29 protein-coding genes are annotated in these 20,449 nt (G+C 47.2%); all 29 read left to right on the top strand.

Going from position 1 to position 20,449, the window contains the following annotated elements; genetic code table 11:
- Positions 1-56 precede the first annotated feature (56 nt).
- The 29 genes from rpoC (at position 57) to Q5741_RS18235 (ending at position 20,446) form a co-directional block, all read left to right on the top strand.
- Positions 57-3,668, top strand: coding sequence for a DNA-directed RNA polymerase subunit beta' (gene rpoC / locus Q5741_RS18375; RefSeq protein ID WP_305025578.1), 3,612 nt, complete (start codon positions 57-59; stop codon positions 3,666-3,668).
- 202 nt (positions 3,669-3,870) lie between these two features.
- Entirely contained in the window at positions 3,871-4,122 is a 252-nt protein-coding gene (locus tag Q5741_RS18370) for a ribosomal L7Ae/L30e/S12e/Gadd45 family protein (RefSeq protein ID WP_305025577.1), read from the top strand.
- Between the two features lie 143 nt (positions 4,123-4,265).
- Positions 4,266-4,688 (top strand): 30S ribosomal protein S12, encoded by a 423-nt coding sequence (gene rpsL, locus Q5741_RS18365; protein WP_305025576.1) that lies wholly within the window; start codon positions 4,266-4,268, stop codon positions 4,686-4,688.
- An 85-nt stretch (positions 4,689-4,773) separates the two neighbouring features.
- The gene (rpsG, locus tag Q5741_RS18360; RefSeq protein ID WP_007432586.1) at positions 4,774-5,244 is read left to right on the top strand and encodes a 30S ribosomal protein S7; all 471 of its coding nucleotides are present in this window, start codon (positions 4,774-4,776) and stop codon (positions 5,242-5,244) included.
- 47 nt (positions 5,245-5,291) lie between these two features.
- Positions 5,292-7,370: an elongation factor G gene (gene fusA, locus Q5741_RS18355; RefSeq protein WP_305025575.1), complete on the top strand. Its 2,079-nt coding sequence runs from the start codon at positions 5,292-5,294 to the stop codon at positions 7,368-7,370.
- A gap of 89 nt (positions 7,371-7,459) precedes the next feature.
- Positions 7,460-8,650 (top strand): elongation factor Tu, encoded by a 1,191-nt coding sequence (tuf, locus tag Q5741_RS18350; RefSeq protein WP_305025574.1) that lies wholly within the window; start codon positions 7,460-7,462, stop codon positions 8,648-8,650.
- Positions 8,651-8,969: 319 nt separating this feature from the next.
- Complete coding sequence (rpsJ, locus tag Q5741_RS18345; RefSeq protein ID WP_006676490.1) at positions 8,970-9,278, top strand: 30S ribosomal protein S10; 309 nt, start codon at positions 8,970-8,972, stop codon at positions 9,276-9,278.
- A 45-nt stretch (positions 9,279-9,323) separates the two neighbouring features.
- Positions 9,324-9,947, top strand: coding sequence for a 50S ribosomal protein L3 (rplC, locus tag Q5741_RS18340; protein WP_305025573.1), 624 nt, complete (start codon positions 9,324-9,326; stop codon positions 9,945-9,947).
- 26 nt (positions 9,948-9,973) lie between these two features.
- A complete protein-coding gene (rplD, locus tag Q5741_RS18335) occupies positions 9,974-10,597 on the top strand; it encodes a 50S ribosomal protein L4 (protein ID WP_305025572.1) in 624 nt (207 codons plus the stop codon).
- Positions 10,597-10,887 carry a 50S ribosomal protein L23 gene (gene rplW, locus Q5741_RS18330; RefSeq protein WP_305025571.1) on the top strand — a complete coding sequence of 97 codons (291 nt, stop codon included), beginning with the start codon at positions 10,597-10,599 and terminating at the stop codon, positions 10,885-10,887. Before rplD ends, rplW begins: the two co-directional genes overlap by 1 nt.
- Before the next feature lie 31 nt (positions 10,888-10,918).
- On the top strand, positions 10,919-11,749 hold the full coding sequence (rplB, locus tag Q5741_RS18325; RefSeq protein WP_305025570.1) for a 50S ribosomal protein L2: 831 nt from the start codon (positions 10,919-10,921) through the stop codon (positions 11,747-11,749).
- Between the two features lie 57 nt (positions 11,750-11,806).
- A complete protein-coding gene (gene rpsS / locus Q5741_RS18320; protein ID WP_305025569.1) occupies positions 11,807-12,085 on the top strand; it encodes a 30S ribosomal protein S19 in 279 nt (92 codons plus the stop codon).
- Positions 12,086-12,120: 35 nt separating this feature from the next.
- The gene (rplV, locus tag Q5741_RS18315; RefSeq protein ID WP_047914085.1) at positions 12,121-12,453 is read left to right on the top strand and encodes a 50S ribosomal protein L22; all 333 of its coding nucleotides are present in this window, start codon (positions 12,121-12,123) and stop codon (positions 12,451-12,453) included.
- 13 nt (positions 12,454-12,466) lie between these two features.
- On the top strand, positions 12,467-13,132 hold the full coding sequence (gene rpsC / locus Q5741_RS18310) for a 30S ribosomal protein S3 (RefSeq protein ID WP_305025567.1): 666 nt from the start codon (positions 12,467-12,469) through the stop codon (positions 13,130-13,132).
- A gap of 2 nt (positions 13,133-13,134) precedes the next feature.
- Positions 13,135-13,569, top strand: coding sequence for a 50S ribosomal protein L16 (gene rplP / locus Q5741_RS18305; RefSeq protein ID WP_305025566.1), 435 nt, complete (start codon positions 13,135-13,137; stop codon positions 13,567-13,569).
- Entirely contained in the window at positions 13,559-13,756 is a 198-nt protein-coding gene (gene rpmC, locus Q5741_RS18300; protein WP_305025565.1) for a 50S ribosomal protein L29, read from the top strand. Before rplP ends, rpmC begins: the two co-directional genes overlap by 11 nt.
- A gap of 50 nt (positions 13,757-13,806) precedes the next feature.
- Entirely contained in the window at positions 13,807-14,070 is a 264-nt protein-coding gene (gene rpsQ / locus Q5741_RS18295) for a 30S ribosomal protein S17 (RefSeq protein WP_305025564.1), read from the top strand.
- Between the two features lie 36 nt (positions 14,071-14,106).
- The gene (rplN, locus tag Q5741_RS18290; protein WP_305025563.1) at positions 14,107-14,475 is read left to right on the top strand and encodes a 50S ribosomal protein L14; all 369 of its coding nucleotides are present in this window, start codon (positions 14,107-14,109) and stop codon (positions 14,473-14,475) included.
- A gap of 63 nt (positions 14,476-14,538) precedes the next feature.
- A complete protein-coding gene (rplX, locus tag Q5741_RS18285) occupies positions 14,539-14,892 on the top strand; it encodes a 50S ribosomal protein L24 (RefSeq protein WP_305025562.1) in 354 nt (117 codons plus the stop codon).
- Positions 14,893-14,924: 32 nt separating this feature from the next.
- On the top strand, positions 14,925-15,467 hold the full coding sequence (gene rplE, locus Q5741_RS18280) for a 50S ribosomal protein L5 (protein WP_305025561.1): 543 nt from the start codon (positions 14,925-14,927) through the stop codon (positions 15,465-15,467).
- 70 nt (positions 15,468-15,537) lie between these two features.
- Positions 15,538-15,723: a type Z 30S ribosomal protein S14 gene (locus Q5741_RS18275; protein WP_010348808.1), complete on the top strand. Its 186-nt coding sequence runs from the start codon at positions 15,538-15,540 to the stop codon at positions 15,721-15,723.
- 32 nt (positions 15,724-15,755) lie between these two features.
- Positions 15,756-16,154, top strand: a complete 399-nt coding sequence (gene rpsH / locus Q5741_RS18270) for a 30S ribosomal protein S8 (protein WP_305025560.1) — start codon at positions 15,756-15,758, stop codon at positions 16,152-16,154.
- Between the two features lie 31 nt (positions 16,155-16,185).
- On the top strand, positions 16,186-16,728 hold the full coding sequence (rplF, locus tag Q5741_RS18265) for a 50S ribosomal protein L6 (protein WP_305025559.1): 543 nt from the start codon (positions 16,186-16,188) through the stop codon (positions 16,726-16,728).
- A 114-nt stretch (positions 16,729-16,842) separates the two neighbouring features.
- Positions 16,843-17,211: a 50S ribosomal protein L18 gene (rplR, locus tag Q5741_RS18260; protein ID WP_305025558.1), complete on the top strand. Its 369-nt coding sequence runs from the start codon at positions 16,843-16,845 to the stop codon at positions 17,209-17,211.
- A gap of 26 nt (positions 17,212-17,237) precedes the next feature.
- The gene (gene rpsE, locus Q5741_RS18255) at positions 17,238-17,735 is read left to right on the top strand and encodes a 30S ribosomal protein S5 (RefSeq protein WP_305025557.1); all 498 of its coding nucleotides are present in this window, start codon (positions 17,238-17,240) and stop codon (positions 17,733-17,735) included.
- A gap of 13 nt (positions 17,736-17,748) precedes the next feature.
- Complete coding sequence (gene rpmD / locus Q5741_RS18250) at positions 17,749-17,934, top strand: 50S ribosomal protein L30 (protein WP_305025556.1); 186 nt, start codon at positions 17,749-17,751, stop codon at positions 17,932-17,934.
- Between the two features lie 42 nt (positions 17,935-17,976).
- Positions 17,977-18,417, top strand: coding sequence for a 50S ribosomal protein L15 (gene rplO / locus Q5741_RS18245; protein ID WP_305025555.1), 441 nt, complete (start codon positions 17,977-17,979; stop codon positions 18,415-18,417).
- The gene (secY, locus tag Q5741_RS18240) at positions 18,417-19,715 is read left to right on the top strand and encodes a preprotein translocase subunit SecY (protein ID WP_305025554.1); all 1,299 of its coding nucleotides are present in this window, start codon (positions 18,417-18,419) and stop codon (positions 19,713-19,715) included. Before rplO ends, secY begins: the two co-directional genes overlap by 1 nt.
- Positions 19,716-19,801: 86 nt before the next feature.
- Positions 19,802-20,446, top strand: a complete 645-nt coding sequence (locus Q5741_RS18235) for an adenylate kinase (protein WP_305025553.1) — start codon at positions 19,802-19,804, stop codon at positions 20,444-20,446.
- Positions 20,447-20,449: the final 3 nt, after the last annotated feature.

Raw genomic sequence — 20,449 nt, 5'->3', positions numbered from 1 at the left:
GTCACTGTGCCGGCTGGAACCCTAGAATTTAGGACTGGGTTAAGGAGGGTTGCTCCTTGTTGGACGTTAACAACTTCGAATATATGAAAATCGGGCTTGCTTCCCCTGAAAAAATTCGTTCTTGGTCCCGCGGAGAAGTCAAAAAACCGGAGACGATTAACTATCGTACGCTTAAACCGGAAAAAGAAGGACTATTTTGCGAGAAGATTTTTGGACCAACGAAAGACTGGGAATGTCATTGCGGTAAATACAAACGTGTGCGTTACAAAGGCGTTGTCTGCGACCGCTGCGGCGTTGAAGTAACACGCGCCAAAGTACGTCGTGAGCGCATGGGCCACATTGAGCTGGCTGCACCTGTATCTCACATTTGGTATTTCAAAGGCATTCCAAGCCGTATGGGTCTCGCCCTGGATATGTCTCCTAGATCTCTGGAGGAGATTATCTACTTTGCATCTTATGTCGTAACAGATCCAGGCGAAACGCCGCTGGAGAAAAAGCAGCTTCTGTCCGAGAAGGAATATCGCAGCTACCGTGAGAAATACGGTTACGGTTTCCAGGCAGGCATGGGTGCTGAAGCGGTTAAGAAACTGCTCCAGGATCTCGATATTGATAAAGAGCTGGAATTCCTGAAAGAAGAGCTCCGTACAGCTCAAGGACAGCGTCGCAACCGTGCGATCAAACGCCTTGAGGTTATTGAGGCCTTCCGTAATTCCGGCAACAAACCGGACTGGATGGTTATGGATGTACTTCCTGTCATCCCGCCGGAACTGCGTCCAATGGTACAGCTGGACGGTGGGCGTTTCGCGACTTCCGACCTGAATGACCTGTATCGCCGTGTAATCAACCGCAACAATCGTCTGAAGCGCCTGCTTGATCTGGGTGCACCGGATATTATCGTACAGAACGAGAAACGGATGCTGCAGGAAGCTGTAGATGCCCTGATCGACAACGGACGTCGCGGACGCCCTGTAACCGGTCCTGGTAACCGTCCTTTGAAATCCCTCAGCCATATGCTGAAGGGTAAGCAAGGCCGTTTCCGTCAGAACTTGCTCGGTAAACGGGTTGACTACTCCGGTCGTTCCGTTATCGTCGTAGGTCCTTACCTGAAAATGTACCAGTGTGGTCTTCCGAAAGAGATGGCATTGGAGCTCTTCAAGCCTTTCGTTATGAAAGAGCTTGTGAATAAAGGATTGGCCCATAACATCAAGAGTGCGAAACGCAAAGTTGAACGTGTAAGCCCAGAAGTATGGGATGTGCTGGAAGAAGTAATTAAGGAGCATCCAGTTCTGCTGAACCGTGCCCCTACACTTCACCGTCTCGGTATCCAGGCATTTGAGCCTATTCTGGTTGAAGGCCGTGCGATCCGTCTTCACCCGCTCGTATGTACGGCATATAATGCCGACTTCGACGGCGACCAAATGGCTGTTCACGTACCTTTGTCTGCTGAAGCGCAAGCTGAAGCACGTTTGCTGATGCTGGCATCCGGTAACATTTTGAACCCGAAAGACGGCAAGCCGGTTGTTACACCTTCCCAGGATATGGTCTTGGGTTCCTACTACCTCACTATGGATAACAAAGAGGAAAAAGGAACCGGTATGATTCTGCGTAACGTGAACGAAGCGGTATCTGCGTATCAGCGTGGTTCTGCAGGTCTTCATGCACGTGTAGCGATTCCGGTTAAAGCATTGGGTAAAACCAGCTTTACGGAGAAGCAGCAGGGTGCCATGCTGATCACAACGATCGGTAAAATTATTTTCAACGAAATCTTCCCAGCCAGCTTCCCATACATTAACGATGCAACTCGTGCGAATCTGTTCCAAGGTACGCCAGAGCATTCCTTCGTGTACGAGAAAGGTGCGGACCTGAGAGAGGCTATTATGAACGCTCCTCAGGCGGGCGGCGTAGGTAAGGATTACCTCGGTAACATCATTGCCCGCTGCTTTGAGATTTACCATACAACCAAAACAGCTGTCATCCTCGATGATATCAAGCAGCTTGGTTTCACCTACTCCACTAAAGCGGGTGTAACTGTTGCGGTTGCTGACGTTGTCGTACCTGAGGAGAAAAAGCATATTCTAGCTGCATCTGATGAGAAGGCTCAAGTCGTTACGAACCAGTACCGCCGTGGTCTGATTACGAACGAAGAACGTTATGACCGTATCATCGATATTTGGTCCAAAACGAAAGACGATTTGACAGAGATCCTTCTGAAATCCATGGATCGTTATAACTCGATTATGATGATGGTGGACTCCAAGGCACGGGGTAACAAATCGCAGATCACCCAGCTGGGCGGTATGCGCGGTCTGATGGCCAACCCATCAGGTCGTATCATTGAACTCCCTATCAAATCGAACTTCCGTGAAGGTCTGACAGTACTCGAGTACTTCATCTCGACGCACGGTGCGCGTAAAGGTCTGGCCGATACCGCATTGCGTACAGCTGACTCCGGCTACCTGACTCGCCGTCTCGTAGACGTTGCGCAGGATGTTATCGTCCGTGAGGATGATTGCGGTACAGATAAAGGCTTTATCGTTAGCCGTATCCAGGATGGTAAGGAAGTTATCGAGGATCTGTATGACCGTATTGAAGGTCGTTACTGCTTCGAGACTGTCCGTCATCCAGAGACGAATGAAGTGCTGGCTCGCCGTAACGAGCTGATTGACTCTGATAAAGCGGAGGCGATCGTAGCTGCCGGCGTGCAGAAACTGCAGATTCGCTCTGTACTCAGCTGCCGCACAAGCCATGGCGTATGTAAGAAATGTTATGGCCGCAACCTGGCAACTGGTAAATTCGTTGAGATTGGTGAAGCAGTTGGTATCATTGCCGCACAGTCCATCGGGGAACCAGGAACCCAGCTCACCATGCGTACGTTCCATACCGGGGGCGTTGCGGGTGACGACATCACACAAGGTCTTCCGCGTATCCAGGAGCTCTTCGAAGCCCGTAACCCTAAAGGTCAAGCTACAATCAGTGAGATCGATGGTGTGGTTAAAGAGATTCGCGAAGGCAAGGATCGTCGTGAAATTGAAGTTCAAGGTGAAGCGGAGACTAAAGTTTACTCCGTTACCTATGGCTCCCGTCTGCGCGTAAGCGAAGGCATGGCTATTGAAGCGGGTGACGAGATGACTGACGGTTCCATTGACCCTAAAGAAATGCTGCGCATCAAAGGTGTTCGCGGCGTGCAGAACTATATCCTTCAGGAAGTTCAGCGCGTTTACCGTAACCAGGGCGTAGAAATCAATGATAAGCACGTAGAGGTTATGATCCGTCAGATGCTGCGTAAAATCCGCATTATCGATGCCGGAGATACAGCGCTTCTGCCAGGCTCCTTTGTAGATGTTTATGAATATGAAGCAGCTAACAAAGGTGCTATTCTCAGCGGTAATGAACCTGCGGTTGCCAAACCGGTGCTGCTGGGTATTACGAAGGCGTCTCTGGAGACTGACTCCTTCCTGTCTGCCGCATCCTTCCAGGAGACAACTCGTGTCCTGACTGATGCAGCGATCAAAGGTAAAGTCGATCAGCTGCTTGGCCTGAAAGAGAATGTTATCATCGGTAAGCTGATCCCTGCAGGTACAGGTATGAACCGTTACCGCAGTGTGAAGCTGGCTTCCGATAGTGAAGAGGGACTCACAGAGGAACTCGAAACAATTCCTGCAGAGTAATAGAGAAACTAACCTGAGCTTGTGTTGAATGAAGATAACAAAGTGCGGGCCGGAGAAGGGGCAGGGATGCCCCGAATCCGATCCGTCCGTGCTTTGATATTTTTCTTAGGCAAATCTCTTGACATTGATTGGTCCGTAATGATAATATAGCAAAGGTGCTTGAGTGCCCTGTAGTTATCAGGTCTTTTCGGAGGAATGAGATATGTCTAATGAACAAGGACTTCAGGATGCTCATGTCAAGATCGGTACCAAGCAAACCATGAGGATGGTTGAATTGGGCTTCGCTGCAGAAGTTTATGTAGCAGAAGATGCAGATCCTCGGCTCACTTCCAAAATCATCACCTTGTGTGATAAACATAATACCAAGGTTACCTTGGTGGATACGATGAAAAATCTCGGCAAAGCATGCGGGATTGAAGTGGGTGCGGCTATGGCTGCTATCGTAAAACAATAAGGTAAGAGGCGTTTTTGTCAGAGAGCTTGGAATCTCACCGGCAAAAACTTTTCATTTGTCTTTTTATGAACCGCCTGGGTCTGTGGGCTTAAAAAGCGGTTTGTAAAGAAACAGTAAAAACTGAGGAAGGGGGTGGCAATCACATGCCAACTATCAACCAGCTCGTTCGTAAAGGTCGTCGTGCTAAAATCGAGAAATCGAAATCGCCAGCTCTGCAAAAAGGTTTTAACGCCTTGAAGCGTGAAGCTACAGATCTGAGTGCCCCGCAAAAACGTGGTGTCTGCACTCGTGTAGGTACAATGACGCCTAAGAAACCGAACTCCGCACTTCGTAAATATGCCCGTGTACGTTTGACTAACCGTATCGAGGTTACTGCTTACATTCCGGGTATCGGACATAACTTGCAAGAGCACAGTGTTGTATTGATTCGCGGTGGACGGGTAAAAGACCTTCCGGGTGTACGTTACCATATCGTTCGCGGCGCACTGGATACAGCAGGTGTTAACAACCGTATGCAAGCTCGTTCCAAATACGGTGCGAAACGTCCAAAAGCTAAAAAAGCTTAATAATACTAAGGCGATAGCCATCTGAAGATGATTCAACTTTAATCGCAGCTTATCTTCAGACAACATGTGAGAAAGGGGGATATCCATGCCACGCAAAGGTCCAGTTACCAAGAGAGACGTGTTGCCAGATCCGGTGTACAACAGCAAGTTGGTTACCCGTTTGATCAACCGCATCATGCTCGACGGAAAACGCGGTGTTGCTCAAAGCATCTTGTACAATGCATTCAAATTGATTCAAGAGCGTACAGGCAACGACCCAATGGAAGTGTTTGAAGCAGCAATCAAGAATATCATGCCAGTCCTGGAAGTTAAAGCTCGCCGTGTAGGCGGTGCCAACTACCAAGTACCAATCGAGGTTAAGCCAGAGAGACGTACTTCTTTGGGACTTCGTTGGCTCGTTAACTACTCCCGCAACCGCGGAGAGAAGACAATGGAAGAGCGTTTGGCGGCTGAAATCATTGATGCTTCCAACAACACAGGCGCTTCCGTTAAGAAACGTGAAGACACACATAAAATGGCTGAAGCGAACAAAGCGTTTGCTCACTACCGTTGGTAGGATTCAGCTCATAAAAATAACTTCATTTTTGAAGGGAGACCCATTCCATGGCAAGAGAGTTCTCCTTGAAAAATACACGTAATATCGGGATCATGGCTCATATTGACGCCGGTAAAACGACTACTACTGAACGGATCTTGTTCTACACAGGCCGTACGCACAAAATCGGTGAAGTTCACGAAGGCGCTGCGACAATGGACTGGATGGAACAAGAGCAGGAGCGCGGTATTACAATTACATCCGCTGCGACTACAGCCGCTTGGAAGGGTCATCGCGTTAATATCATTGATACCCCAGGGCACGTTGACTTCACTGTAGAAGTTGAACGTTCCCTGCGTGTATTGGACGGAGCAGTTGGTGTTTTCAGTGCGAAAGAAGGCGTAGAGCCTCAGTCCGAAACCGTATGGAGACAGGCTGACCGTTACGGCGTACCTCGTATCGCATATGTAAACAAAATGGATATCATCGGTGCCGACTTCTTGAACGTTGTTGCTGACATGCGTGACCGCCTTCAGGCAAACGCTGTTGCAATTCAACTGCCAATCGGCGCAGAGAATGATTTCATCGGTATCATCGATATTGTTGAGCAAAAGGCATATATGTACAAAGATGACCTGGGCCAAAATATCGAGGAAGCTCCAATCCCTGCAGAGTATCAAGACAAAGTCGAAGAGCTCCGCATGGAACTGGTAGAGAAAGTAGCAGAACTTGATGAAGAATTGACTATGAAATACCTTGAAGGTGAAGAGCTGACGATTGAAGAAATCAAAGGCGCTCTCCGTAAAGGTGTAGTAGAAGTTAAGATCTTCCCAGTTATCTGTGGATCTTCCTACCGCAACAAAGGTGTTCAGCTGATGCTGGACGCAGTTATCGATTACCTGCCAGCTCCAATTGACGTACCAAGCATTCAGGGTCACCTGGAAGACGGTACTGAAGTAGAGCGTCACTCTTCCGACGAAGAGCCGTTCTCGGCGCTTGCATTTAAAATCATGACAGATCCTTACGTTGGTAAATTGACATTCTTCCGCGTATACTCCGGTATTTTGCAATCCGGTTCTTACGTATTGAATGCTACAAAAGGCAAACGTGAGCGTATCGGCCGTATCCTTCAGATGCATGCCAACAGCCGTCAAGAGATCTCCGAAGTTTACTCCGGTGATATCGCAGCTGCTGTAGGTTTGAAAGATACTGGCACAGGTGATACACTGTGTGATGAGAAGAATCCGGTTATCCTGGAGTCCATGAACTTCCCTGATCCGGTAATCGAAATCGCAGTAGAACCTAAAACCAAAGCTGACCAAGATAAAATGGGTGTTGCTCTCGGTAAATTGACTGAAGAGGATCCAACTCTTCGTGCTCATACTGATGAAGAAACAGGTCAAACGATCTTGGCAGGTATGGGTGAGCTTCACCTTGATATCATCATCGACCGTATGCGTCGTGAGTTCAAGGTTGAAACTAACGTGGGTAAACCACAGGTTGCTTACCGCGAAACATTCCGTCAGCCTGCACGCGTAGAAGGTAAATTCGTTCGTCAGTCCGGTGGTCGTGGTCAATACGGTCACGTATGGGTTGAGTTCGAACCTCTTGAAGCAGGTACTGGCAGCCAATTCGAGAGCAAAGTAGTCGGTGGTTCCGTTCCAAGAGAATACATTCAGCCTGCACTTGCTGGTATTGAAGAGCAGATGAAGAATGGTGTCCTCGCGGGCTTCCCACTTGTAGATGTTAAGGCTACAATCGTGGACGGATCTTACCATGACGTTGACTCCAATGAAATGGCGTTTAAAATTGCTGGATCGATGGCTTTGAAAGCAGCTAAAGACAAGTGTAAACCTGTCCTGCTGGAGCCAATCATGAAGGTTGAAGTTACAGTGCCTGAGGAATACATGGGCGATGTAATGGGTATGCTGAACTCCCGTCGTGGACGGATCGAAGGTATGGACGCTCGTGGTGGTGCTCAAATCATCCGTGCTAAGGTGCCTCTGTCCGAAATGTTCGGTTACTCTACAACTCTTCGTTCCGGTACTCAAGGACGCGGCGTATTCTCCATGGAACTCTCCCATTATGATGAAGTTCCTAAGAACATCGCTGAAGAAATCGTCTCCAAAACAAAAGGCGGCGAGTAATCTGTTTTCACGTCGCTTGGATTCTGTGGTGTGAACTGCAGTAATCCAGCGGCCCAATATACTTATAATATTAAGGAGGCAACGTTCAAATGGCAAAGGCTAAATACGAACGTAATAAACCGCACGTTAACATTGGTACTATCGGTCACGTCGACCATGGTAAAACAACTCTGACTGCTGCAATCACAACTGTATTGTCCAAAACTTACGGTGGTGCTGCTGTAGCATTCGACCAAATTGACAAAGCTCCAGAAGAGCGCGAGCGCGGTATCACAATCTCCACAGCTCACGTTGAATATGAGACTCCTAGCCGTCACTATGCACACGTTGACTGCCCAGGTCACGCCGACTATGTTAAAAACATGATCACTGGCGCGGCTCAAATGGACGGAGCGATCCTGGTTGTATCCGCAGCTGACGGCCCAATGCCGCAAACTCGCGAGCACATCCTGCTCTCCCGCCAAGTAGGCGTACCTTACATCGTTGTATTCTTGAACAAATGCGACATGGTTGAAGACGAAGAGCTTCTGGAACTGGTTGAAATGGAAGTACGTGACCTGTTGAACGAATATGAGTTCCCAGGCGACGATACTCCAATCACTCGTGGTTCCGCTCGTGAAGCCCTCAACAACCCTGATGGCGACTGGGCTAAGAAGATTGTTGAAATGTTCGAAACAATCGACACTTACATCCCATTGCCTGAGCGTCAAACTGACAAGCCTTTCTTGATGCCTGTCGAGGACGTATTCTCCATCACTGGTCGTGGTACTGTTGCTACAGGCCGTGTAGAGCGTGGTACTGTTAAAGTCGGCGAAGAGATCGAAATCGTTGGTATCCAAGAAGAAACTAAAAAATCCGTAGTAACAGGCGTAGAAATGTTCCGCAAATTGCTTGACTCCGCTCAAGCTGGCGACAACATTGGTGCACTGCTTCGCGGTGTTGACCGTAACCAAATCGAACGCGGTCAAGTTCTTGCAAAGCCAGGTTCTGTTAAACCACACACAGAATTCTCTGCACAAATCTACGTTCTGACAAAAGAAGAAGGTGGCCGTCATAAGCCTTTCTTCACTGGATACCGTCCACAGTTCTACTTCCGTACAACTGACGTTACTGGTATCATCAACCTGCCAGAAGGTACTGAAATGGTAATGCCTGGTGATAACATCACGGTTACTGTTCAACTGATTTCCCCAATCGCGATTGAAGAAGGAACTAAGTTCTCCATTCGTGAAGGCGGCCGTACAGTTGGTGCAGGTTCCGTAGCAACAATCTCCAAATAATAAAGACTTTCAAGTCTTGAATAGAGCAACATTGTACTGGAACGAGCAACAGTGTACTGTAACGATAAGAGGAGCTCTGATCCTTATGGGATTAGAGCTTTTTCTGTTTTATGGCATGTTTAGGGTATAGCAAAGTTTTTTTTAGATTATGCTTGCAATATGCCCATCTCTTATATATAATAATAAATGTTGTTCTGTGACTGTGCGATGATGTGAGAGGTTACTGACACACCCGGCCCCTTTGCCATGGGAGAGTGGTTAGAAAATTTTCACGGAGTATGTCCGATAATAAATTGGGCGATAGAAGGAGGGAAATATAATGGCAAAGCAAAAAATTCGTATTCGTTTGAAAGCTTACGACCACAGAATTCTTGATCAATCCGCTGAGAAAATTGTTGAGACAGCAAAGCGTTCCGGTGCTGGTGTATCCGGTCCAATCCCGCTGCCAACTGAAAAACAAGTGATTACCATTCTCCGTGCGGTACACAAGTACAAGGATTCCCGGGAACAGTTCGAAATGCGCACACATAAGCGTCTGATCGACATTGTTAACCCGACTCCACAAACTGTGGATGCCTTGATGCGCTTGGACCTGCCGTCCGGTGTAGATATCGAAATTAAATTGTAATACAAGCAGCAATAGCTGATTTAAGAAGGGAAAAGAGGTGTCAACATGAAAGGTATCTTAGGAAAAAAACTCGGAATGACTCAAGTGTTTACCCCAGAAGGTAATGTAATTCCTGTAACGGTGATCGAAGCAGGTCCTTGTGTTGTTTTGCAAAAGAAAGACCTGGAGAATGACGGCTACGAAGCAGTACAGCTCGGTTTCTCCGACAAAAAAGAGAAAAACTCCAACAAACCTGAAGCAGGACATGCGAAAAAAGCTAACACTGCTCCTAAGCGCTACGTTCGTGAAATTCGCGGTATTGATCTCGCTGGATATGAAGTTGGCCAAGAACTGAAAGCTGACGTATTCACTGAGGGCGAATTTGTTGACGTAACGGGCATTTCCAAAGGTAAAGGCTTTGCTGGCGTTATCAAACGTTGGGGACAAAGCACTGGACCAATGTCTCACGGTTCCCGCTACCATCGCGGACCTGGTTCCATGGGTTCCATTCAAGCGAACCGCGTTCCTAAAGGTAAACGCCTGCCAGGACATATGGGTCATGACACAGTGACAATCCAACGTCTTGAAGTTGTTAAAGTCGATGCAGAACGTAACGTACTGCTCGTTAAAGGTTCCATTCCGGGTCCTAAAAACAGCTTCGTAAATGTTAAAGAAACGGTGAAAAAATAATCGACTGAAGAAAGGAGGAACACAAAATGCCAAAAGTAGCACTTTATAATGTCAGCGGTAGCCAAGTGGGCGAAATCGAGCTGAACGATACAGTGTTTGGTATTCAACCACACGTGCACGCTATGCATGAAGCAGTTCTGCTCCAGCAAGCTGCTGTGCGTCAAGGTACACACAAAGTAAAAGGACGTTCTGAAGTACGTGGCGGCGGACGTAAGCCTTGGAAACAAAAAGGTACAGGTCGCGCTCGTCAAGGATCCATCCGTTCACCACAATGGAAAGGCGGCGGCGTAGTCTTCGGACCAACTCCACGCAGCTACTCCTTCAAACTGCCGAAGAAAGTTCGTCGTCTGGCTATCAGATCCGCTCTGTCTTCCAAAGTTGTGGATAACGAAATCATCGTATTGGATGCTCTGTCCCTGGCAACTCCAAAAACGAAAGAGTTCGCAGCAATTCTGAACAACCTGAAGGTTGATCGCAAAGTGCTGATCGTAACTCCTAGCTATGATGATAATGTGGCTCTTTCCGCTCGTAATATTCCTGGTGTGAAATTCGTAGCCGCTGACGGCATTAATGTTCTTGACGTGCTTGGGCACGACAAACTGATCATTACGAAAGAAGCAGTTCAGAAGGTAGAGGAGGTGCTCGCGTAATGAAAGATCCTCGTGATATTATCAAACGTCCGGTTATCACTGAACGTACAGCTGACATGATGAACGAATCCAAATATGTATTCGAAGTCGACATCCGTGCGAACAAAACCGAGATTAAGCAAGCTGTAGAAGCTATTTTCAACGTGAAAGTGGCTAACGTTAACACGCTTCGCGTACCAGCGAAACCAAAACGTTACGGCCGTTACAATGGCTACACTAGCGAATGGAAAAAAGCATTCGTAACGCTGAGCCAAGACAGTAAGCCGCTTGAGTTTTTTGAATCGGTATAATTGAAACTGTGTAAGTAAGGAGGGAAAACTAGTGCCTATCAAAAAGTACAAACCGACATCCCCGGCAAGACGTGCAATGTCCGTTTCTTCTTTTGAAGAAATCACAACAAATCAGCCGGAGAAATCGTTGCTGGCGCCTTTGAGCAAAAAAGCGGGCCGCAACAACCAAGGTAAAATTACAGTTCGTCATCAAGGCGGCGGACACAAACGTAAATACCGTATCATCGACTTCAAACGTAACAAAGATGGAATACCGGGCCGCGTTGCTACAATCGAGTATGACCCGAACCGTACTTCCAACATCGCTCTGATCCACTATGCAGACGGCGAGAAGCGTTACATCATCGCTCCTAAAGGTCTGAAAGTTGGAGATCAAGTGGTATCTGGCGCAGACTCCGATATCAAAATCGGTAATGCTCTTCCGCTGGAAAACATTCCAGTAGGTACAGTTATCCACAACATCGAGCTGCAACCAGGTAAAGGCGGCCAATTGGTTCGTGCTGCTGGTACAGAAGCTCAATTGCTCGGTAAAGAAGAGAAGTATGTAACGATCCGCCTGACTTCTGGGGAAGTTCGTCGCATTCTGAAAACTTGCCGTGCTACAATCGGTTCTGTTGGTAACGAAGATCACGAGCTCGTGAAAATCGGTAAAGCAGGCCGTAGCCGCTGGTTGGGTCAACGCCCTGAAGTCCGCGGTGTAGTAATGAACCCTAACGATCACCCACACGGTGGTGGTGAAGGCCGCGCTCCTATCGGACGCAAATCGCCTATGTCTCCTTGGGGTAAACCAACCCTTGGTTACAAGACACGTAAAAAAGGAAAAGCTTCTGACAAATATATCGTTCGTCGCCGCACGAAGTAATACTTTACTTTTGGCTTTAGCTTGAGCGAGAACATTGGATGAAGGGAGGATTCATATATGAGTCGCAGTCTTAAAAAAGGACCTTTCGTTGACGGGTACCTGTTGAAGAAGGTTGAAGTACTGGATCAAACGGACAAGAAAGCAGTTATCAAAACTTGGTCCCGCCGCTCCACAATTTTCCCTCAATTCATCGGACACACTTTCGGTGTATACGATGGACGCAAACATGTACCGGTATACGTTACTGAAGACATGGTCGGACACAAACTGGGCGAGTTCGCTCCAACCCGTACGTACAAAGGCCATACAGATGACGATAAGAAGACAAGAAGATAAATTGAACAACGCAAATGTTGAGAGGAGGTAAAACAATGGAAGCAAAAGCACATGCCAAGTTTATACGGATTGCTCCTCGTAAAGTTCAACTCGTTGTTGACTTGATTCGCGGTAAGCAAGTCGGTGAAGCGATCGCAATCCTTCGCCATACTCCGAAATCCGCTTCTCCTGTTGTTGAGAAGCTCTTGAACTCAGCGATCGCTAACGCTGAGCACAACTACTCTTTGGACGTTAACAAACTGGTTATTTCCCAGGCTTATGTTAACCAAGGTCCAACGATGAAACGTTTCCGTCCTCGTGCGATGGGTCGCGCAAGCCGGATTAACAAACGTACTAGCCACATCACTTTGGTGGTATCTGAAAAATAAGGAGGGAAAACGTGTGGGCCAAAAGGTAAATCCAGTCGGACTCCGTGTCGGAATTATCCGTGACTGGGAATCTAAATGGTATGCAGGCAAAGATTTCGGTGATCTTTTGCTGGAAGACGTTAAGATCCGTGAGCACCTGAAAAACAAGTTGAAAGACTCTGCTGTATCCCGCATTGAGATCGAGAGAGCAGCTAACCGTGTGAACGTAACGATCCACACTGCGAAACCAGGTATGGTTATCGGTAAGGGTGGTTCCGAAGTAGAAATTCTGCGTGGTGAAATCACCAAAATCGCAGGCGGTAAAAAAGTTCACATTAACATTTCCGAAATTAAAAACCCTGAGCTGGACGCTATTCTCGTTGCAGAAAGCATTGCACAACAGCTGGAACGTCGCGTTTCTTTCCGTCGTGCACTGAAACAAGCAATTCAAAGAACTATGCGTTCCGGAGCAAAAGGGATTAAAACTTCAGCTAGCGGACGTCTTGGCGGAGCCGAGATCGCTCGTACGGAAGGCTACAGCGAAGGAACTGTTCCACTTCATACGCTTCGTGCCGACATTGACTATGGTACAGCAGAGGCTCATACTACTTATGGCCGTATCGGCGTAAAAGTATGGATCTATCGTGGAGAGGTTCTTCCTACGGCTAAGAAACAAGCTGCTCAGGAAGGAGGCAACTAATCATGTTGGTACCAAAACGCGTAAAACACCGCAAGCAACAGCGCGGTCACATGAAAGGTCAAGCTAAAGGCGGCACTACGCTGAACTTTGGCGAATACGGCCTGCAAGCAACGGAACCAGCTTGGATCACGAACCGTCAGATCGAGGCTGCCCGTATTGCAATGACACGTTATATCAAACGTGGTGGTAAAGTTTGGATTAAGATTTTCCCTGACAAACCGATTACTCAAAAGCCTCTCGAAGTCCGGATGGGTAGCGGTAAAGGTAACGTTGAGAAATGGGTAGCAGTAGTGAAACCTGGTAAGATCATGTTTGAACTTGCTGGTGTACCGGAAGAGATTGCTCGTGAAGCAATGCGTCTTGCCGCTCATAAACTGCCTATCAAAACGAAGTTTGTGAAACGTGAAGAATTGGGTGGTGAAGTAAATGAAGGCTAGTGATATCCGCAACCTAACTACTGCTGAAATTGAGCAGAAGATTGCAGGATTTAAAGAGGAACTCTTTAACCTCCGCTTTCAACTCGCTACCGGTCAGCTTGATAACCCGACTCGTATTCGTGATGTACGCCGCGAGATTGCTCGTGCCAAAACGATCATCCGTGAAAGAGAACTAGGGATTAGCTAAGATAGCAGACCGGGTGGACAGTCCGTCTGTAATCAGGAAGGAGGCCAACAATGAGCGAACGCAATAACCGTAAAGTATTAATCGGTAAAGTGGTCAGCGATAAAATGGAGAAAACGATCGTTGTTGCTGTAGAAACTTACAAAAAACATGATCTCTACCATAAACGCATTAAATACACTAAGAAGTTCAAAGCACATGACGAGAACAACACTGCGAAAATCGGTGACACTGTGAAAATCATGGAAACTCGTCCGCTTTCCAAAGATAAGCGCTGGAGACTCGTAGAAGTAACTGAAAAAGCGGTTATCATCTAAAGCCTAAGCAGTTTTTGCCGAAAGGAGGAAATCTAAATGATTCAACCATTTACACGTTTGGCCGTAGCCGACAATTCCGGTGCGAAGGAACTGATGTGTATCCGTGTCCTGGGTGGTACTGGACGTCGTACAGCTCAAATCGGTGACCTGATCGTTTGCTCCGTAAAACAAGCAACACCAGGCGGCGTTGTCAAAAAGGGTGATGTAGTTAAAGCGGTTGTGGTTCGTACTAAACGTTCCGTTCGCCGTAAAGACGGATCTTACATCGGTTTTGACGAAAACGCAGCGGTTGTTGTTAAGGAAGATAAAAGCCCTCGCGGAACTCGTATTTTCGGACCTGTTGCTCGTGAACTTCGCGACAAAGATTTCATGAAAATCGTTTCCTTGGCTCCGGAAGTTATCTAATAGCACCCGAGTGATTGGGCACGTAGTTTTGTTTGCAAATGCACGAAACAGGAGGTGTACGAAATGCCAAGAGTGAAAAAAGTTCTGGAGTCCCATAACAACAAACTGCACGTGAAAAAGGACGATACAGTTATTGTTATCAGCGGTAAAGACAAAGGTAAAAAAGGCCGTGTCATCGCTGCTTATCCTCGTGAGAACCGTGTCCTTGTTGAAGGTGTGAACATGATCAAAAAACACCAGAAGCCTAACCAGCTGAACCCGCAAGGCGGCATCATCGAGAAAGAAGCTCCAATTCACGTTTCCAACGTAATGCACGTTGATCCGAAGAGCGGAAAAGTAACCCGTGTAGGTTACAAAGTATTGGACAACGGTAAGAAAGTACGCGTTGCTAAACGTTCCGGAGAAATCATCGACTAATACAATCGCTTAAGAAAGGAGGACCAACTTTCATGACTGCAAGAATGAAAGAACGTTATTTGAATGAGATTACTCCTGCTTTGCTGCAGAAGTTCAACTACAGCACAGTAATGCAAGTTCCTAAACTGGAAAAAGTCGTAATCAACATGGGTGTGGGCGACGCTGTCCAAAACTCCAAAGTGCTTGATTCCGCTGTAGCCGACATGGAACTGATTGCAGGTCAAAAACCTGTCATCACTCGTGCTAAAAAATCCATCGCAGGTTTCAAACTGCGTGAGAACATGCCGATCGGGGTTAAAGTTACACTGCGTGGAGATCGCATGTACTACTTCCTGGACAAATTGTTCAACATCACTCTGCCACGTGTACGTGACTTCCAAGGCGTATCGAACAAAGCGTTCGACGGCCGCGGTAACTACACACTGGGCCTGAAAGAGCAGCTGATCTTCCCTGAGATCGAGTACGATAAAGTGGATAAAGTCCGCGGTATGGACATCGTTATCGTAACAACTGCTAAGACAGATGAAGAGTCCCGTGAGCTTCTGACTCAACTGGGCATGCCTTTTGCAAAGTAATGACGGCTTAACGTTCCGGGCGTCGTAAGACTCCCTTTTCTCCGATAATATCTAGGAGGTGTCAGGCTAAGTGGCAAAGACTTCGATGAAAGTTAAACAGCAACGTGCACCGAAATTCAAAGTACGTGCATACACTCGTTGTGAACGTTGCGGACGTCCACATTCGGTCCTGCAAAAGTTCAAAATTTGCAGAATTTGTTTCCGTGAATTAGCTTATAAAGGCCAGATTCCTGGCGTGAAAAAAGCAAGCTGGTAAAAAGTCCTGAACGGGAAGGAGGTTTACACACAATGACTATGTCTGATCCAATTGCAGATATGCTTACTCGTATTCGTAACGCCAACACTGTGCGTCACGAGACAGTAGAAATGCCTGCTTCGAAGATGAAAAAACAAATCGCGGACATTCTGAAGCGTGAAGGTTTCATCCGTGATGCAGAGTTCGTCGAAGATAACAAACAAGGGATTATCCGTATCTTCCTGAAGTACGGTTCCAACAATGAGCGTGTTATCACTGGTCTGAAAAGAATCAGTAAACCAGGTCTGCGCGTCTACACGAAGAGCAATGAAGTTCCACGTGTACTCGGCGGTTTGGGTATCGCGATCATCTCGACTTCCAAAGGTATCATGACAGACAAAGAAGCTCGCCAAGCTAAATCCGGCGGCGAAGTTGTCTGCTACGTTTGGTAATATAACGCTAGAAGAAAGGAGGCGCACTTAAATGTCTCGTATTGGTCGTAAACCAATCACAGTACCTAGTGGTGTGGACATCACACTGAACAACACAGCAATCACTGTTAAAGGACCTAAAGGTTCCTTGACTCGTGAGCTTCACAAAGACATGAAGGTAACCGTTGAGAACAACGAAATTCTCGTAGAACGTCCTTCCGATAACAAAACTCACCGTTCTTTGCACGGTACAACACGCAGTGTTGTCAGCAACATGGTGAGCGGTGTAACTGAAGGTTTCGCAAAATCCCTTGAGTTGGTTGGGGTCGGATATCGTGCAAGCAAATCCGGGGATAAAATCGTATTGAACGTAGGTTACTCCCATCCTGTTGAAATCACTCCAGAGCCGGGGATCGAGTTCGAAGTTCCTTCGAACACGAAGATCATCGTTCGTGGTATCGATAAAGAGCGCGTAGGTGCATACGCAGCTAAAATTCGCTCCGTTCGTGAACCTGAGCCTTACAAAGGTAAAGGTATCAAGTACGAAGGCGAACGCATCATTCGTAAAGAAGGTAAAGCTGGTAAGAAGAAGTAAGCTTTCTTACCTGCTTTGGTGCGGTTTTCCGATTGGAAAGTATCGTGTTTCTTATATACCCCAAGCGGCTTAATATGAAGCTTTGAACAGCTTCTGAAGGGAGGAAACGAAAAGATGATTACGAAACAAGACAAAAACAAAGCGCGTGTCAGAAGACATCTGCGTGTACGTAAGAAAATTGAAGGAACTGCAGCACGTCCTCGTTTGAACGTGTTCCGTTCTTCCAAACACATCTATGCTCAATTGATCGATGACGTAGCTGGTGTAACACTGGCTGCAGCTTCGACTATGGATAAAGAACTGAGCGCTGATATCAAAAACGGTGGCAGCGTGGAGTCCGCTCGTAAAGTTGGCGAACTGGTCGCTAAACGTGCGAAGGACAAAGGTGTAACAGCTGTTATCTTTGACCGCGGCGGTTACCTGTATCATGGACGTATTCAAGCGCTGGCTGATGCTGCTCGCGAAGCAGGCCTTGAATTCTAAGACATTTTTAAAAGGAGGTTAACGACTTGCGTGTAGATCCTAACACTTTAGAACTGACTGAAAGAGTTGTAAATATTAATCGTGTAGCTAAAGTTGTCAAAGGCGGACGTCGCTTCAGCTTCAGCGCATTGGTTGTTGTCGGCGACGGCAATGGCTGGGTAGGCGCTGGTATCGGTAAAGCTGGCGAAGTACCTGATGCGATTCGCAAAGGTATTGAAGATGCGAAGAAAAACCTGGTTCACGTTCCACTCGTAGGAACAACGATTCCACACTTGGTTACAGGTAAGTTCGGTGCAGGCCGCGTGCTGTTGAAACCAGCATCGGAAGGTACTGGAGTTATCGCAGGCGGTCCAGTGCGTGCTGTTCTGGAACTGGCTGGTGTAGGCGATATCTTGACAAAATCTTTGGGTTCTTCGAATTCCATGAACATGGTCAATGCGACCTTGGAAGGCTTGTCCCGCTTGAAACGCGCTGAAGATGTAGCGAAATTGCGTGGCAAATCCGTCGAAGAGCTGCTGAGCTAAGGAGGGGAATATCATGGCTAAATTGGAGATTACCCTTGTGCGTTCGTTGATCGGCCGTCCTGAAACACAAAGAACGACCGTGAAAACGCTTGGCTTGCGCAAAATTAACCATACTGTAGTTCATAACGATAATCCTGCGATTCGTGGGATGGTTAACCAAGTATCTCACTTGGTATCCGTTAAAGAAATTCAAGGATAAGCATTCGCTTATCCCACAATACTTAAGGAGGTGCAACGAACGATGAAGTTACATGAGCTTTCCTCTGCTCCTGGATCCCGCAAAGAACGCAAACGCGTAGGTCGCGGTACTAGTAGCGGTACTGGTAAGACATCTGGTCGCGGTCATAAAGGACAAAACGCTCGTTCTGGCGGTGGTGTTCGTCCGGGCTTCGAGGGTGGTCAAAACCCATTGTATCGTCGTTTGCCAAAACGTGGATTCGTGAATCCTACTCGCAAAGAGTATGCGATTGTTAACATCGAGGATCTGAACAGTTTTGCAGCAGGTACAGAAGTGACTCCAGAGCTTTTGGTCGAGAACGGTGTAGTTAACAACACTAAATCAGGCATCAAGATTCTCGGTAACGGCGAAGTAACAGTCAAACTGACTGTGAAGGCTAATAAGTTCTCTCAATCTGCGGTAGAGAAAATTGAAGCTGCCGGCGGTAAAACCGAGGTGATCTAATGTTCAAAACCCTTAAGAATATATGGCATGTTCAAGATCTCCGTACCCGCATCTTATTTACACTGCTGGTTTTGATCGTTTATCGTATCGGCGCTTTCGTCCCTGTTCCAGGGGTGGATAAGTCGGTATTTGAAGCTCAGAATCAGGCAGGTAGTGAGCTGTTCGGACTCTTGAACACATTCTCTGGGGGCGCGCTGTTCCAATTTTCGATCTTCGCCCTTGGGATTATTCCATATATCACAGCATCCATTATCGTACAGCTTTTGTCCATGGACGTTATTCCTAAGCTGGCGGAATGGGCAAAACAAGGGGAGCACGGCAAGAAGAAATCAGCACAGCTCACTCGTTATCTAACAGTGGTCCTGAGCTTGATCCAGTCTTTCGGCACAGCGATCGGATTTAACCGTCTCTATAATGCGACGATGGTTCCGAACGCGACGTTTGTCGATTACCTTCTGATTGCAATTGTCCTTACAGCAGGTACTTCGTTCCTGATGTGGCTTGGCGAACAGATTACGGAGAAGGGCATCGGGAACGGTATTTCCATTCTGATCTTTGCAGGTATTGCTGCAGGGATTCCGGGACATATCCGTAACACAGCTCAATCCCAATTCATTCAGGCAGATCAAATCTTCATGAATGTATTGAAAGTAATCATTGTGGCTATTGTGCTCGTTCTGATTGTGGTAGGGGTTATCTTTATTCAACAAGGGATCCGGAAAATTCCGGTTCAATATGCAAAACGGGTTGTAGGCAACAAAATGTATGGCGGTCAAAACACGCATATCCCGATGAAAATCAATGCTGCAGGTGTTATCCCGGTAATCTTTGCCGTGTCGCTGCTGCAGTTCCCGGTAATCATCGCCAACTTCTGGTCGACGCATCAATGGGCTAAATGGGTTACGGCTAATTTGTCCCTGAATGCGCCGCTGGGTATTGCAGTGTATGTTGTCATGATCCTCGGGTTCACGTTCTTCTACACATTCGTGCAGATGAACCCGCAGCAAATGGCTGATAACATGAAGAAAAATGGCGGTTATATTCCGGGCATCCGTCCGGGTAAAGCAACCGAGAAATATCTGACTCGTGTAATGACACGTCTGACGATGACCGGTGCTATTTTCCTGGCAGTGATCTCGATCCTGCCTGTAGTGTTTGGCGCCTTGTCCGGTCTGCCTAAGACTGTACAGATTGGCGGTACTTCACTGCTCATTATTATCGGTGTTGCACTGGATACGATGAAACAGATTGAGAGCCAACTGATTAAACGTCATTACAAAGGCTTCATCAATAAATAGAACTGTAGGTACCGGCTAGGTTTATCCTTTCCGGCACCTATTGTGCTGTTTCTTGTGTGTGGCCTTCTTGGGGGGAGTGACAGGAATTGAATATTCTAATCATGGGCCCTCCTGGGGCCGGCAAAGGTACACAAGCGGAAGTCATTGTGAATGAACTCGGTATTCCTCATATCTCGACAGGTGATGCTTTTCGTCTGGCGATCAAGCAGGGAACTCCGGTAGGAGTTAAAGCCAAGGAATATATTGATCAAGGTTTGTTGGTACCGGACGATGTTACGATCGGTATTGTAGAAGAACGGCTGCAGCAACCTGACTGTAAAAAAGGATTCTTATTGGACGGGTTTCCAAGAACCCTTTCTCAGGCCGAAGCGCTTGAAGGAATTCTTGCTCGTTTGAACACAAAATTGGATCATGTTGTTAACCTCAAAGTGGACCGTGAGAAATTGATGGTTCGCATCACGGGAAGACGCATCTGCAAAGTCTGCGGTACCACTTACCATGTGGTCTTTAATCCTCCACAAGTGGAAGGCATCTGCGATAAAGACGGTGGGGAACTGTACCAGCGTTCTGACGACAACGAAGAGAGTGTAGAAAAGCGGCTGAATGAGTATGACAACAAGACACAACCTCTGCTCGCTTTTTATGACAGCAAACATCTCCTGCGCCAGGTAGATGGAGATCAGGATATTCATGCCGTTTCCGATGAACTGATATCCTTACTGCGGGGTTAATGG

Origin of the sequence: Paenibacillus lacisoli, assembly GCF_030580655.1 — a bacterium.
Taxonomy (GTDB): domain Bacteria; phylum Bacillota; class Bacilli; order Paenibacillales; family Paenibacillaceae; genus Paenibacillus; species Paenibacillus lacisoli.
This window is presented reverse-complemented; position numbering and strand designations above follow the sequence as displayed.